Origin of the sequence: Providencia sp. wls1922 (assembly GCF_009706505.1) — a bacterium.
Classification (GTDB): domain Bacteria; phylum Pseudomonadota; class Gammaproteobacteria; order Enterobacterales; family Enterobacteriaceae; genus Providencia; species Providencia lanzhouensis.
Genome location: NZ_WLUG01000115.1, coordinates 51,995 through 63,911 on the forward strand (window position 1 = coordinate 51,995; position 11,917 = coordinate 63,911).

Annotated in this window: 18 protein-coding genes; 15 read left to right on the plus strand and 3 right to left on the minus strand. The window is 35.3% G+C overall.

Features of this window, described 5'->3' with window-relative positions; all coding sequences use genetic code 11:
- The first annotated feature begins 74 nt into the window (after nucleotides 1-74).
- Complete coding sequence (locus tag GKR71_RS17980) at nucleotides 75-308, plus strand: putative hemolysin (protein WP_132494919.1); 234 nt, start codon at nucleotides 75-77, stop codon at nucleotides 306-308.
- A gap of 380 nt (nucleotides 309-688) precedes the next feature.
- Nucleotides 689-964, plus strand: coding sequence for a hypothetical protein (locus GKR71_RS17985; protein WP_036951026.1), 276 nt, complete (start codon nucleotides 689-691; stop codon nucleotides 962-964).
- A 71-nt stretch (nucleotides 965-1,035) separates the two neighbouring features.
- On the opposite strand, the gene GKR71_RS17990 is transcribed toward GKR71_RS17985, so the two are convergent.
- Entirely contained in the window at nucleotides 1,036-1,248 is a 213-nt protein-coding gene (locus GKR71_RS17990) for a YccJ family protein (RefSeq protein ID WP_036951028.1), read from the minus strand.
- Nucleotides 1,249-1,387: 139 nt separating this feature from the next.
- On the opposite strand from GKR71_RS17990, the gene GKR71_RS17995 reads away from it, so the two are divergent.
- From GKR71_RS17995 to GKR71_RS18045, 12 genes are all read left to right on the plus strand, one after another.
- On the plus strand, nucleotides 1,388-1,612 hold the full coding sequence (locus GKR71_RS17995; protein WP_154634655.1) for a hypothetical protein: 225 nt from the start codon (nucleotides 1,388-1,390) through the stop codon (nucleotides 1,610-1,612).
- 106 nt (nucleotides 1,613-1,718) lie between these two features.
- Nucleotides 1,719-1,901, plus strand: coding sequence for a hypothetical protein (locus tag GKR71_RS18000; protein WP_154600012.1), 183 nt, complete (start codon nucleotides 1,719-1,721; stop codon nucleotides 1,899-1,901).
- Between the two features lie 127 nt (nucleotides 1,902-2,028).
- Nucleotides 2,029-2,196 (plus strand): hypothetical protein, encoded by a 168-nt coding sequence (locus GKR71_RS20455; protein ID WP_195848987.1) that lies wholly within the window; start codon nucleotides 2,029-2,031, stop codon nucleotides 2,194-2,196.
- Nucleotides 2,193-3,026 (plus strand): PD-(D/E)XK nuclease-like domain-containing protein, encoded by an 834-nt coding sequence (locus GKR71_RS18005; protein WP_154634656.1) that lies wholly within the window; start codon nucleotides 2,193-2,195, stop codon nucleotides 3,024-3,026. Before GKR71_RS20455 ends, GKR71_RS18005 begins: the two co-directional genes overlap by 4 nt.
- Entirely contained in the window at nucleotides 3,004-3,810 is an 807-nt protein-coding gene (recT, locus tag GKR71_RS18010) for a recombination protein RecT (protein WP_154634657.1), read from the plus strand. Before GKR71_RS18005 ends, recT begins: the two co-directional genes overlap by 23 nt.
- The gene (locus GKR71_RS18015; protein WP_154634658.1) at nucleotides 3,800-4,261 is read left to right on the plus strand and encodes a single-stranded DNA-binding protein; all 462 of its coding nucleotides are present in this window, start codon (nucleotides 3,800-3,802) and stop codon (nucleotides 4,259-4,261) included. Before recT ends, GKR71_RS18015 begins: the two co-directional genes overlap by 11 nt.
- A gap of 229 nt (nucleotides 4,262-4,490) precedes the next feature.
- A complete protein-coding gene (locus GKR71_RS18020) occupies nucleotides 4,491-5,150 on the plus strand; it encodes a hypothetical protein (RefSeq protein WP_154634659.1) in 660 nt (219 codons plus the stop codon).
- A 211-nt stretch (nucleotides 5,151-5,361) separates the two neighbouring features.
- Nucleotides 5,362-5,583, plus strand: coding sequence for an excisionase (locus GKR71_RS18025; protein ID WP_230085113.1), 222 nt, complete (start codon nucleotides 5,362-5,364; stop codon nucleotides 5,581-5,583).
- On the plus strand, nucleotides 5,538-6,719 hold the full coding sequence (locus GKR71_RS18030; RefSeq protein WP_154634660.1) for a site-specific integrase: 1,182 nt from the start codon (nucleotides 5,538-5,540) through the stop codon (nucleotides 6,717-6,719). Before GKR71_RS18025 ends, GKR71_RS18030 begins: the two co-directional genes overlap by 46 nt.
- Nucleotides 6,720-6,815: 96 nt before the next feature.
- Nucleotides 6,816-7,799 (plus strand): SMEK domain-containing protein, encoded by a 984-nt coding sequence (locus tag GKR71_RS18035; protein ID WP_195848105.1) that lies wholly within the window; start codon nucleotides 6,816-6,818, stop codon nucleotides 7,797-7,799.
- The gene (locus GKR71_RS20460) at nucleotides 7,796-8,032 is read left to right on the plus strand and encodes an ABC-three component system middle component 6 (RefSeq protein WP_154634661.1); all 237 of its coding nucleotides are present in this window, start codon (nucleotides 7,796-7,798) and stop codon (nucleotides 8,030-8,032) included. The genes GKR71_RS18035 and GKR71_RS20460 overlap by 4 nt, the downstream gene beginning before the upstream one ends.
- Nucleotides 8,004-9,734: a DUF2326 domain-containing protein gene (locus GKR71_RS18045; protein ID WP_154631302.1), complete on the plus strand. Its 1,731-nt coding sequence runs from the start codon at nucleotides 8,004-8,006 to the stop codon at nucleotides 9,732-9,734. The genes GKR71_RS20460 and GKR71_RS18045 overlap by 29 nt, the downstream gene beginning before the upstream one ends.
- Before the next feature lie 288 nt (nucleotides 9,735-10,022).
- Here the strand turns inward: GKR71_RS18045 and zinT are convergent, their stop codons facing one another.
- Complete coding sequence (zinT, locus tag GKR71_RS18050; protein WP_410431442.1) at nucleotides 10,023-10,664, minus strand: metal-binding protein ZinT; 642 nt, start codon at nucleotides 10,662-10,664, stop codon at nucleotides 10,023-10,025.
- Nucleotides 10,664-10,927, minus strand: a complete 264-nt coding sequence (locus tag GKR71_RS18055; RefSeq protein WP_036951056.1) for a type B 50S ribosomal protein L31 — start codon at nucleotides 10,925-10,927, stop codon at nucleotides 10,664-10,666. The genes zinT and GKR71_RS18055 overlap by 1 nt, the downstream gene beginning before the upstream one ends.
- A 711-nt stretch (nucleotides 10,928-11,638) precedes the next feature.
- On the opposite strand from GKR71_RS18055, the gene GKR71_RS18060 reads away from it, so the two are divergent.
- The gene (locus tag GKR71_RS18060; RefSeq protein ID WP_036951058.1) at nucleotides 11,639-11,905 is read left to right on the plus strand and encodes a helix-turn-helix domain-containing protein; all 267 of its coding nucleotides are present in this window, start codon (nucleotides 11,639-11,641) and stop codon (nucleotides 11,903-11,905) included.
- The last annotated feature ends 12 nt before the right edge of the window (nucleotides 11,906-11,917 follow it).

The window sequence follows — 11,917 nt, forward strand, 5'->3', positions numbered from 1 at the left end:
GCTTTAAATAACCTCAGTCCTCCCCACGAGGGCTTTTGTATGTAAAATTCGCAGCCTCCCAAACGGATAACCACATGAAAAAAATCATTATTTTATCAGCTCTAATTTCGTTAACTGCCTGCTCTTCAGGAAAAAATGACAACTCCCCTGCACAAGTAGGAATGGCTAACCCTGCTTCTGTTTATTGTGCAAAATTAGGTGGAAAACTAGACATAGTTAACACCAACGATGGACAAGTCGGATATTGCACCCTCCCCTCTGGTGAAAAAATTGAAGAGTGGTCTTTGTACAGAAGAGATCACAAATAAGCATAAAAGCCCTAATGGGCTTTTTTTATATCCTCAACTTCACTCCTATTTTAAATCACTCTTACAAGACAAATAATTTTTCAAATAAATTACCTGAGAATACAGATAGTTGACAATTAAACACAAACAAGGTCTACATTTTGTATTTACAAGCATCTACGATTAGTATACATTCAAGGACATCGAAGGCACACACCCTGAGATAAATGCTCTTTAACATCTTGCCGATTACGTGTGGTTTATACAGTACGGCATAGCGGAACGCTCAGAGGAACTTCTCAGAGCAACCACTGAGTGGTTTTTGGGATTAGTAAAAGCACTACGGCACATATGGTATTAGGTGACTATCCCAATCACCAAAGATCACTTAGGAGGCAAATATGACAGCTATTATTTTTTTACCAGCAAAAGAAAACTCAAAGATGCGCAGATATAAACGTAACGGAGAGTACTACAAGCAACGTAACAAGTTAAAAGCTAAACAAAAAAGCCGCTCAGTGGAAGAAATATGGGACTCGATATTTAAACCAGTAGATGAAACAGATGTACTGGCAAACTTGCTTGTCAGGATAAAAGACACACCCGATGTGCAACACAAGCAATCACGGCTACGCAAGCCAATTACGCAAAGTGGCGAAGTGACTGCGAGAGCTTAAAGCTCATTAGGTGAGCGGGTGATAGATAAGAATTAGAAATATGATAAAGCCCTATTAAGGGCTTTGAATGACTAAACGTTTTTACGTTCGATTGTCTGCTCACCCCAAAACAACTTATCGTCTGTTGTTTTAGAAAAAGCTAGAGGGAGCACTTCATCAGAACCTTCTTCCCAAATTTTCTCAGCTAAAACTTCATCATTTTTAGCTAGCTCAAATATAGCTTGAGCAATCTCAATTGAAGTTTCACGGACTTTCGCCCACTCAGATATGTGATGATCTTTCATGCTTTATATCCCTTAGTAGTTGGTACTAAGGGAAATAATAGCATGAATACAGAAATTTAAAAAAGCAGCTTAACCTGCACTGCAATTACAAAAGTTCACGCTCAACAATACCCCACTAAAAGATTAATAAGGAGGCAAAATGCCACACGCTAAAGCATCAGTAGATATTAACTTGAAACTCATTCTGTCTGATGAAATGCAACCAAAAGTAAAAGGTATGGCTGAAATATCTGTATCTGAAAATGAGCCAAATATTCAAATGCTATTGGATGAATTTGTGAAAAATCTAATCGGTAACGAAGCGGTGAAAACAGCTCTCAAAACAGCCGCATTAAAAACACTAGTCAGAGACATTATTCATTAAAAAAACTTACCTCTTTCATATTTAATCGAATAAATATCACCAACATCAGGGGGCTTTCTATCGCTATCGCAAGATAAGTGAGGATTTCGCACATCCGGAGATAAGCATGAATATAGATAAATACAAACTTTGTTTAGCTCAATCACAAGCTGGAATTGCACGCTATCTCAAGGATGAGAACGGATGGATCGAAGCAAATGAAACATTAAAAACAGCATATGGAGTCAAGCATGAATGCAAAGCAGAAATACATAAAACAGCAAATATTCGCCTTACTGCGCGAGTCTGACATGACTGATAAACAAATAGACGAATTAGTTGCTGATTGGAAATTTAAACAGCAATGCGAAAAGACAAATCGAATCCTACGGCAAGTTAACTCTCGTGGGTCATACGCATTCACGTAAGGATGAGATATGAGAATTCAAATATATAGCCCTGACCCTAAGTTTGATATTGGAGAAATTGCTATTGATATTTATAACGAGATTGACGGAGAGGAACTTCGGCAACTATCGGAATCAACCAAGGATAGGATTCTAAAGAAAATACAGGATGTATTGGAAGAGAGGCTTATTCAATGAACGAAGGTATTTATTACGACATTTCAAATGAAGACTATCACCATGGATTAGGTATTAGTAAGTCACAGCTTGACCTGATAGATGAATCTCCGGCTGATTTTATATGGCATAGGGATGCGCCAGTAGATAACGAAAAAATAAAAGCTCTAGATTTTGGTACGGCTTTGCATTGCTTATTGCTAGAGCCTGATGAATTTCAAAAAAGATTTAGAGTTGCACCGGAAGTAAATCGTAGAACCAATGCAGGAAAAGAACAAGAAAAGGAATTTCTTGAAATGTGTGAAAAGGAAAATATCACACCAATTACCCATGAAGATAGCAGGAAGCTATCACTCATGAAAGATAGTGCGATGGCTCACCCAATAGCTCGATGGTGCTTAGAGGCGAAAGGAGTCGCTGAAAGTAGCATCTATTGGAAAGACAAGGATACGGACATTCTTTGTCGTTGTAGACCGGACAAGTTAATCGAAGAGCATCACTGGCTAGTTGATGTAAAAAGTACTGCCGACATACAGAAATTTGAACGCTCTATGTATGAGTACCGATATCACGTACAGGACTCTTTCTATTCGGATGGATATAAGTCACTAACGGATGAAATACCTGTTTTTGTTTTTCTTGCCGTAAGTACAACCATTGATTGCGGACGTTATCCTGTCAGGGTATTTGTTTTAGACGAACAAGCCAAATCAGTTGGTCGCACCTCTTATAAACAAAACTTATTCACCTATGCGGAATGCCTTAAAACTAACGAATGGGCAGGCATTCGCACGCTGTCACTGCCTCGCTGGGCTAAGGAATTAAAACATGAGCACGCCACCGCTAGCTAAATCTGATCTACAAAAGACTCAAGGAACAGAAGTAAAAATAAAAACTAATGAGCAAAAACTTGTAGAGTTTATTAATCAGCCCGGAATGAAAGCCCAATTATCCGCTGCGTTACCTAAACATATCACATCTGACCGCATGATTAGAATTGTCAGTACCGAGATTCGTAAAACCCCCTCTCTTGCAAATTGTGATATTCAAAGTTTTATTGGTGCTGTAGTTCAATGCTCACAATTAGGATTAGAGCCGGGTAATGCATTAGGTCACGCCTACCTTCTGCCTTTCGGTAATGGTAAGTCAGATAACGGACAACAAAATGTTCAACTCATCATTGGCTACCGAGGAATGATTGATTTAGCAAGGCGCTCAGGTCAAATCATTAGTATATCCGCAAGAACAGTACGCCAAGGCGATAACTTTCATTTTGAATATGGGTTAAATGAAAACTTAACTCATATACCCGAAGGAAATGAAGATTCACCAATTACCCATGTTTATGCTGTTGCTAGGCTAAAAGATGGAGGTGTTCAATTCGAAGTTATGACCTATAACCAGATAGAAAAAGTTCGTAATTCAAGTAAAGCGGGTAAAAATGGTCCATGGGCAACCCACTGGGAAGAAATGGCAAAGAAAACAGTCATTCGCCGACTTTTTAAATACTTACCTGTTTCCATCGAAATGCAAAAAGCCGTCATACTTGACGAAAAGGCAGAGGCAAATATTGAACAAGATAACTCTGCAATTTTTGAAGCTGAATTTGAAGAGGTGAATAGCCATGGCAATTAACCTATTCATCGTGACAGCTCACTTAGGGAAAGACTGTGAGCAACGATGGACGCCAAACGAAAAGGCAGTTGCATCTTTTAGCTTACCAGTAAAACAAGGTTATGGAGAACACGAAAAAGTATCATGGGTTATCTGCAAGATGTTTGGAGTTAAAGCTGAAAAACTTCCCCAATACTTAACAAAAGGAACAAAAGTTACGGTCACTGGTGAGTTCGTCATGGAAGAATGGACAAGCCAGAATGGAGAGAAGAAATCAACACCAGTCATTATCGTTAACCAGTTAGATTTTAGTGGTAACAGCAATCAGGCAGGAATCCAGCAGACAGCACGACAACCTCAACAGCCACAGCAACAATCTCCACAGAATGACCCGCCTATGGATTGGGATGACGAAATTCCCTTTGCCCCTATAGGACTCCCCTATCCTCGCCACGCTATTTACGTGATTTAACAAAGTACTCAGTGTAAGGTGCAATGAAGCAAAATAAAAAAAGCCGACCTATGGCTAAGCCGGCAAGCGAACGAGTAACACTAATGTAGAAGGACATCCTTTTAACTATAGACTATAGATTAGAAATAATGACGAATGATTTTAATCTTATACGTTGAAGTGAGTCTTTTGACAGTGGATTAGTCACATGGATGTGAGTATGATTCCTACTTTAAAATAAGGAGGGGTTATGTCTAATAAAAAAGAGAATATCTTTATTCAGTCAATGAGGATATCTTTAATTATAGTTTTAATTATGGTTATTTTTTTCTTAATCATTCAATATCTATCTATCACTAACGATCCTGATTCAATCTCTAAATTCTCAGCGTTATTCACTGCAATATCATCATTAAGCATTGTTGCAACAATGTGTGTTTATTTATGGCAAAAAAAAGAACGAGAGAATGAAATCAACATAAAAATAAAATTATGCAAAGAGGCGTTACTGGACGAAAAAGAGAAGATAAAAAAATTATATAGTGATGCCATCGCCATAGCTAACATACTAAATTCATATGATAAAGGCTGTGTATACGTAAGGCTTAGAGCAATGTCTTTCACTTTTATTTTTGAAAAAGAAGAGGAACCCAAATCAATAATAATATACGAAAGCTACAGGATGACGCTTTTAAGTATCAGTAACCAATTAATAGACCTAGACACCAAATTATATAGAAAATCCAAAGTATGGATAAAGAGGTATGATATTTTTGTCAGAAACCTCGAGGCATTATTTTTAGAAAAAAACACTTCATCGCCAAGAAAAGATAAACTTATTAATCACAAACGATTTGGAGAAAGATTAATAGAAAGATTAGAAGAAATAAATAACAAAATAAACAAATGAAATCACCCTGCACTAGCAGGGTTTTTTATACCTAAAATTCAGAGTGACAATTCATGCAAATAATCTGATATGCATTACTCTTGCTAATGCATAGGTTCTTCTGTGCCTGTATCTGAGCCAATATACATACAGACTAATGCGAGAGCTGTAGTGGGGTTTTTAAGAGAGAATCAATAATTAAATCCATCTATAGCAAAATATGGAGACTATTATGAATACAAACCTTTCTGTTGAGTGCTTACCAATATCTAAATACTGCGAATTGTTTGGTGAGAGCACTGATGCAATCAATAAACGAGTTCAAAGGCACTTCTGGCAAGAGGGAGTACATGTATTAAAGGTCGATGGTTCAAAAGAGCGTTGGATTGATATAAAGGAAGTCAACAAATGGGTCAGAAAAAACAAGCAGGATACCTACTACCAAGAGGCGTAACCATCCGTCAAAATAAAACCAAAAATACATTGGTTATTACATTCACTTATAAAGGGGTTCTGTGTAGGGAACCCCTATCCCGGCTAACCGTAGATAATAAAAATATTAAATACGCAGAAAGGCTACTCGCTGAAATTCAAAATAACATTGAAAAAGGCACTTTTAACTACGCTAAATATTTTCCTAACTCTAAAAAATTAATGCTTTTTGGTGTTAATAATCGTGAAAAAAGAGTGATTGATTATTTGGAGGAATATTTAGTTATTTGCGAAACTCGAAATTTATCGCCCTCAACGATTGGCGGTTATAAAAAATGCAAAAGCGCCTTGTCTGATTTGCACCAATTACATGTTTCATCACTAACGCCAGCTATTCTTAAAAACTGGATACAAAAACAAACGACAGTACTAAAAACCATCCGAAATCAGCTTTCGTTTTTGCGTAGCTCGCTAGATGAAGCCATTACTGATGGGATAGTATCAATCAACCCAGTAAGCCTTGTATCCGCTTCAAGATACCAATCAAATAACAGTGACAATGAAAGCAGTTATATTGTCGACCCATTGTCACCTAAAGAGGTCTCTGCCCTACTCGCTGCGGCAAGATATGAGCAATGGAAAAACTTATTCCAGTTTGCCATTAATACAGGGTTAAGAAGCTCTGAATTATGTGCATTGAGATGGAGTGATATAGATTTCATAGAAAACACTGCACACGTGCAATCCGCCAGCGTGGTAGGTGTCATTAAGAAAACCAAAACTAAAGCTGGTACCAGAAAAGTTGAATTAAATAGTGAGGCCATGAATGCCCTAAATGAACAAAAGCAATTCACGTTTATGAAAGACTGTGTAATTTTTGAAGATCCGAAAACAAATAAAGCTTGGGCTGGCGCTGATGCGATCAGAAAGAAAGCATGGGTACCAACATTGAAAAAAGCGGGTATTCGATATCGCAATCCTTATCAAACGAGACATACCTTTGCCACAAGACATATAAGCCAAGGAGCTAATCTGTTTTGGCTAGCTGGACAAATGGGGCATAAGGGGCCAGAGATGTTGTTTAGGCACTATGGAGGATATCTTAAGGAGTATGATGGGGGGATTATACCTTATGAAACAAAACCAACTTTGTTATAAATTCTTCCTACTATATAGTTTTAGTTATGTGGGCTTATTATTGCTTATGGGATGTTATTAAGCTATAACTAATCAAATATTAAAATGGAGGAAACTATGTATAGTAGAAAAGAAATGTTCGATAATATAAGTAAAGCTCTAGCTATTCTTAGATATGATATTGAACAACATCAATCAATAAATGATTTCAGCTTAAATATACATGGCGAAGACCTTTTTAAAAATATTTTAAATGGAATTTATTCAGGAGCGGAATATATTAATGCTAATATTGGTGGAAAAAATGAACCATATATAGATTTAGTAGACAAAAAAAACAAAAGAATAATACAAGTCACAACAACTAGAACAAAAGAAAAAATACTAAACACCCTGAAAGTTTATAGCAATCCAAAATATAAAAGCTATTACCTAGAGTTTATTTATCTTCTTAATAAGCCATCCCTAAATAGTGAATCAGTGAAAGAAATTTTCAATAGCTATGGAATTGATATTAAACCAAGACTAAAAGACCATAGTGACCTTTTATCCGATATAAAAAGCTTAGATGACACTAATCTAACTAAATTGTATAACGATTGTTTTAGTTATATAGAAAAAAAGTATACTGATGAAGAAGTTCTAGATCTTGTCTTTAGAAAACTAATCAGAGATCATAAGAAAGTCATTATTAGCTATGATGACTCATTTGGTACACTTGAAGTAACTGAAAAACTTATAATAAACAAAATTAATCCTAGGGTACAATCTTCAATCAATACTGGTTTAGACTATAGTACAATAGTTCAAAATATAGATAATGGCGAAACCGCCTCTGAATTACAAACAGTCGTTGTTGATGATTTCTATAAGAACATTTTAAGACAAGAACTAAAATCTAAAGCCAAACTATCAGAATCTTTAACTATCGAAGAGCTACACAATATCGCCTTGGAATTTGAGGTCGATTTTAGTAAAATACTGGGTAAGCTAGCAGAACGCATAGCTGCGGCTGCGCTAGTTGATGACTTTAACACGATGAACATACCATGGATCATAATAGCGTATTACTTTGAAATTTGTGAGGTTGGAAGGAAATGATACTACCATCAAAAAATATAAAACCTGCAGATTCCATAATTTGTAGCGGTGCATATGTGATGGATATCATATTAAATGCAAGGCGTTTAACTTTCGATGATATTTTATCAAGCCTGAATAGTGTTTATCCTAAAAAGCTCAATTCAGAGCAACTTAACCTAACAATTAATTTTCTTTATATCCTCGGCCGGATTGATATTAAAAATGATGAAATTTTTGCAACTGACTTGTGATAACACTAAATTTAAAACGCTAAATTTCAATTCTGGCTTGAACATCGTTGTTGGGCTTAAGTTATCTGAAGATGATAAAAAAACCATCAATGGGATAGGCAAAAGCACATCTTTAAATCTTATTCATCTTTTGATGGGAGGTTCGTTTGATCCTAAATCTAAAAGTGATAAAAAATTCCAAGAGTTCTTGGCGGGTTATGGTAGATTTTCATTAACGTTTGAAGTAAATGGAATTACTTATGTTTTAACTAGAAATTTTGCGGAAAGTGAAACTTACATTAATGACCAAAAAATTAAAAAAACTAACTTACCAAAATATTTGACAAATTTAATTTTAGGAACTAATTCTCCAAAAGAGATTTCTTTCAAACAAGTTTTAAATGCCTTTGCTCGACGCTATGATTCAGGTTCTATTTATTATTCAGACGCTTTAACACAACAAGGTCGACCTCCATATGACTATTACCAGAAAGTCGTCAACTTATCATTGTTGGGAATAGATACTGAACTAGTAGCCCAAAAGTGCTCAATAAACGAACAGATAACATCATTGAAACAGACTCAATCAGTCCTCAATGAACAGAAAAAATTGGTTAGTAATGACAATGTCTTAGATTTACAAGACAACCTTGCACAACTAATCCAAGATCGGGATGCTTTCATAGTAGCTCCAAATTATGATAAATTTAAGCTTGAAGCTGATACATTAACTTCAGAAATAAATAACTATCGAAACGAGCTATATGCTATAAAAAAAACTCGTACGAGAAAAGTACGCAGTATAAATCAATCTAAATCTTCAGATATAGATATAGACTTACAAAAGATTCAATCATTGTATGAACAGGCGAATCTCCATTTCCCTCAAGCTGTAAATAAGACACTTGCTCAAGCTCAGGAATTTCACAAAAAACTAATAAATAGTAGAATTGATCGAATGACCTACGAGATTGATCAATTAAGCCGTAAGTACGACGAAATAAATAATGAGCTTCTATTAATCGAAGAGAAAAGAGATAACATTCTAAAAGATCTCAACTCAACAGGAGCTTTAGAAGAATATAATTCAATTATTGATCGAATAAGACGTCTAGAAAAAGAAATTTTTGATATTAACAAATATGATGAGATGGTAAGCTCACTATCTAAAGATAAACATAGGCTTGAACTTGAAAAGCAAAAAATAATCAATCAAAGTATTGATTATTTAGATGTTAATAGAGATAAGCTAGACTTTATCGAACTACAATTTAGAGATTTAGTTAAGACATTCTATGACAATCATGGTGGCTCGCTTAAAATAAAATTGGCCGATGATGCCAAGTATCTCTTCGATATTGAAATATATGTTCCCCGTGATAAATCCCAAGGAATAAATGAAGTAAAAATATTTTGCTATGATTTTTTATTATTCCTCTTAAATAAAAATTTACTAGGATTTATAGCTCATGATGGTTGTATCTTTTCAGAGATGGATGTTAGGCAAAAAGCAACAATATTTAAAGTAGTTCTAGAATTTGTACGTAAATATGACCTTCAATATTATGTTAATTTGAGTACAGACACCCTTGAACAAGTTTGTGATAAAAGTAATGAAGGAATATTATCATCGGAAGATATTACAGAGATTAAAAAATCTGTAATACTCGAGCTTTCTGATAAAGATCCTAAATCGTGGCTTTTTGGTATGCAGTTTGGTTAAACTGCTAAGTTGATACTTAGCAACTATGTATCGAGCATCTATTTATTCAATCGATGCAACACTTTTAAGACTACACCTAGACCTCCATATGCACATCTAGTGCACATGATGGAAGCTTAGTAAAAATCCCCTTTAATATTCAAACAATTAAAAAATTACGGATGCCGGTTCAACTCCCGCCAGCACTGAAAAGCCCGCCAATTCATCATTAGCGGGCTTTTTTTATATCCTACGCAGCCTAATATAACCTAACTACCACAACCACTTTAGACTGCCTCCAACAACCCATCAATGATGCATCATTTCATGCACAATATCCTTACCGCTCATAGAATATGGATAATATGTTGGCCAATTATCTAATTGAGTCAATAAAGCCTCTTGAGATTCATTTCCCATATAGAGATGAAAATGCCCAGCTTTTTCTGGCGCAATAATATGATCACTAAATTGAATAAATTTAGGGGCTTGGCTATCTTTATCCTTACACTCAAATAAATAACGGACGCCCTTCTTACCTGAAGAATAATTTAAAACTCGGTAACCCGCGTAATCATATTGGCACTGAGAGACTTTATCCCCTCGGTGAAATTCAATAATATTATTCTCAATGCCAATCATATCCACATCAGTTTTATACCCTTTGGCATAATAATCTCGATATTCTTGCGCTGTTTTATCCTTATTCTTTGCAGCCTTATTCTGCATTACGGGATCTAACGTTCCATTAGCAAGATAAGGCTCCACAGATTGCCAAACACCGTCCCAATCACTCAATTGACGGTCTTTAACATCACTATTATCAAAAATACCTTTTGCAGCATTGCGTTGTGCTTCCGTTTGCGGCTTATCATGATGATGTTCATGCGCCATCGCTGTGTAACTGAATAAACTAGTAAGCACAAGCAATGAAAGAATATTTTTTACCATCATTTTTCTTCTCTCGTTTGAACAAAATTCCCAAAACGCTTATTAAAGCGAGCAACATTCCCTTCCTGTGAATGGGTTTTCTGTTTCCCTGTATAAAACGGGTGTGAATGAGAGGACACATCGAGAAGAACATATGGATAACTTTGCCCTTCAAACTCAACAGTTCTCTCTGTTTTTATCGTCGACCCAACTTTGAAATACACATCAGCAGCGGTATCGTGAAAAATCACTGTCCGATAATCCGGATGAATATTCGGCTTCATAGTCCCTCCAATTGTTATGTTATAATATAACAATAATATTTTTTTTCATCGTTGACTACTCTTTTTTAGCCTTAATATTTATATGGTTTATTCAGTTTATTGTTGGCTGATGATTAAAAATACCAAACAGTACGATCGGAAAGCCAAACGAGGACGATGAAACAAATCCAAAGTTGATGGTAAAAATTGCAGTCAATGATGAGTAATGAAAGCGTTTAATGATCAATAGCAATTCATTTTTATAAGAAGAGAATTAAGGTAGAAGCAATTCTAAACTCTCGATTTTGATAACAATTAATACTCCGCTATCGCCCTACCCATAGAAAATTCACCGTTCAAAACATCATGTTAACTATATATCTCTCATCAAGGGCTCCAACTTGACAGTATTTAATCCGACATAACTACTATTAAGTTACTATTTAGATAAAACAACTGTATTTTTGAATTGGTAAGGATAAACATCCGTATTTTATCGTATCGTTTACCTGAAAAATGACGCCCTGCTCTATGATTGTTTCATTAAATTTAATATAAGAATAAAGAAATAACCTAATTTAGTCTGAACTAAACAATTTTAATAAAAAAAACTAATGATTATTTTTATATCTTACTCGTCTACGCATTTGAGGTTTTATACTTATTTAATTAGAATTTTTGCCTATTGATGTTAAGCACTACTCAAACTTATATGTCATGAAGGAAATGAAAATGACAGGAAAATATCCTATTGCCAAAATAGTGGGGAGCAGAATAAAGAAACTTAGAAAAGAATACGGATTAACAGGAACAGAAGTAGCAGCGTATCTCAATGTGAGTCAACAACAGTATTCTCGTTATGAGCGTGGTATCAATAGAATTGATATAGATTCGCTCGTTATAATAGCTGACTTCTTCAAAATAAGTATACATTACTTCTTTGAAGACATCTCCATCGCACAAGTAAATAACAGAGCGGTGCAAGCAGAAATATATTAATAATGAATACCT

What these genes read in the sequence shown, in the direction of transcription:
- GKR71_RS17995 (WP_154634655.1), top strand. Translation starts at nt 1,388, where the DNA reads ATGCCACACGCTAAAGCATCAGTAGATATTAACTTGAAACTCATTCTG.
- GKR71_RS18025 (WP_230085113.1), top strand. Translation starts at nt 5,362, where the DNA reads ATGAATACAAACCTTTCTGTTGAGTGCTTACCAATATCTAAATACTGC.
- GKR71_RS20460 (WP_154634661.1), top strand. Translation starts at nt 7,796, where the DNA reads ATGATACTACCATCAAAAAATATAAAACCTGCAGATTCCATAATTTGT.
- GKR71_RS18005 (WP_154634656.1), top strand. Translation starts at nt 2,193, where the DNA reads ATGAACGAAGGTATTTATTACGACATTTCAAATGAAGACTATCACCAT.
- recT (WP_154634657.1), top strand. Translation starts at nt 3,004, where the DNA reads ATGAGCACGCCACCGCTAGCTAAATCTGATCTACAAAAGACTCAAGGA.
- GKR71_RS17980 (WP_132494919.1), top strand. Translation starts at nt 75, where the DNA reads ATGAAAAAAATCATTATTTTATCAGCTCTAATTTCGTTAACTGCCTGC.
- GKR71_RS20455 (WP_195848987.1), top strand. Translation starts at nt 2,029, where the DNA reads ATGAGAATTCAAATATATAGCCCTGACCCTAAGTTTGATATTGGAGAA.
- GKR71_RS17985 (WP_036951026.1), top strand. Translation starts at nt 689, where the DNA reads ATGACAGCTATTATTTTTTTACCAGCAAAAGAAAACTCAAAGATGCGC.
- GKR71_RS18015 (WP_154634658.1), top strand. Translation starts at nt 3,800, where the DNA reads ATGGCAATTAACCTATTCATCGTGACAGCTCACTTAGGGAAAGACTGT.
- GKR71_RS18055 (WP_036951056.1), bottom strand. Translation starts at nt 10,927, where the DNA reads ATGAAGCCGAATATTCATCCGGATTATCGGACAGTGATTTTTCACGAT.
- GKR71_RS18020 (WP_154634659.1), top strand. Translation starts at nt 4,491, where the DNA reads ATGTCTAATAAAAAAGAGAATATCTTTATTCAGTCAATGAGGATATCT.
- zinT (WP_410431442.1), bottom strand. Translation starts at nt 10,664, where the DNA reads ATGGTAAAAAATATTCTTTCATTGCTTGTGCTTACTAGTTTATTCAGT.
- GKR71_RS18045 (WP_154631302.1), top strand. Translation starts at nt 8,004, where the DNA reads ATGATGAAATTTTTGCAACTGACTTGTGATAACACTAAATTTAAAACG.
- GKR71_RS18035 (WP_195848105.1), top strand. Translation starts at nt 6,816, where the DNA reads ATGTATAGTAGAAAAGAAATGTTCGATAATATAAGTAAAGCTCTAGCT.
- GKR71_RS18060 (WP_036951058.1), top strand. Translation starts at nt 11,639, where the DNA reads ATGACAGGAAAATATCCTATTGCCAAAATAGTGGGGAGCAGAATAAAG.
- GKR71_RS17990 (WP_036951028.1), bottom strand. Translation starts at nt 1,248, where the DNA reads ATGAAAGATCATCACATATCTGAGTGGGCGAAAGTCCGTGAAACTTCA.
- GKR71_RS18000 (WP_154600012.1), top strand. Translation starts at nt 1,719, where the DNA reads ATGAATATAGATAAATACAAACTTTGTTTAGCTCAATCACAAGCTGGA.
- GKR71_RS18030 (WP_154634660.1), top strand. Translation starts at nt 5,538, where the DNA reads ATGGGTCAGAAAAAACAAGCAGGATACCTACTACCAAGAGGCGTAACC.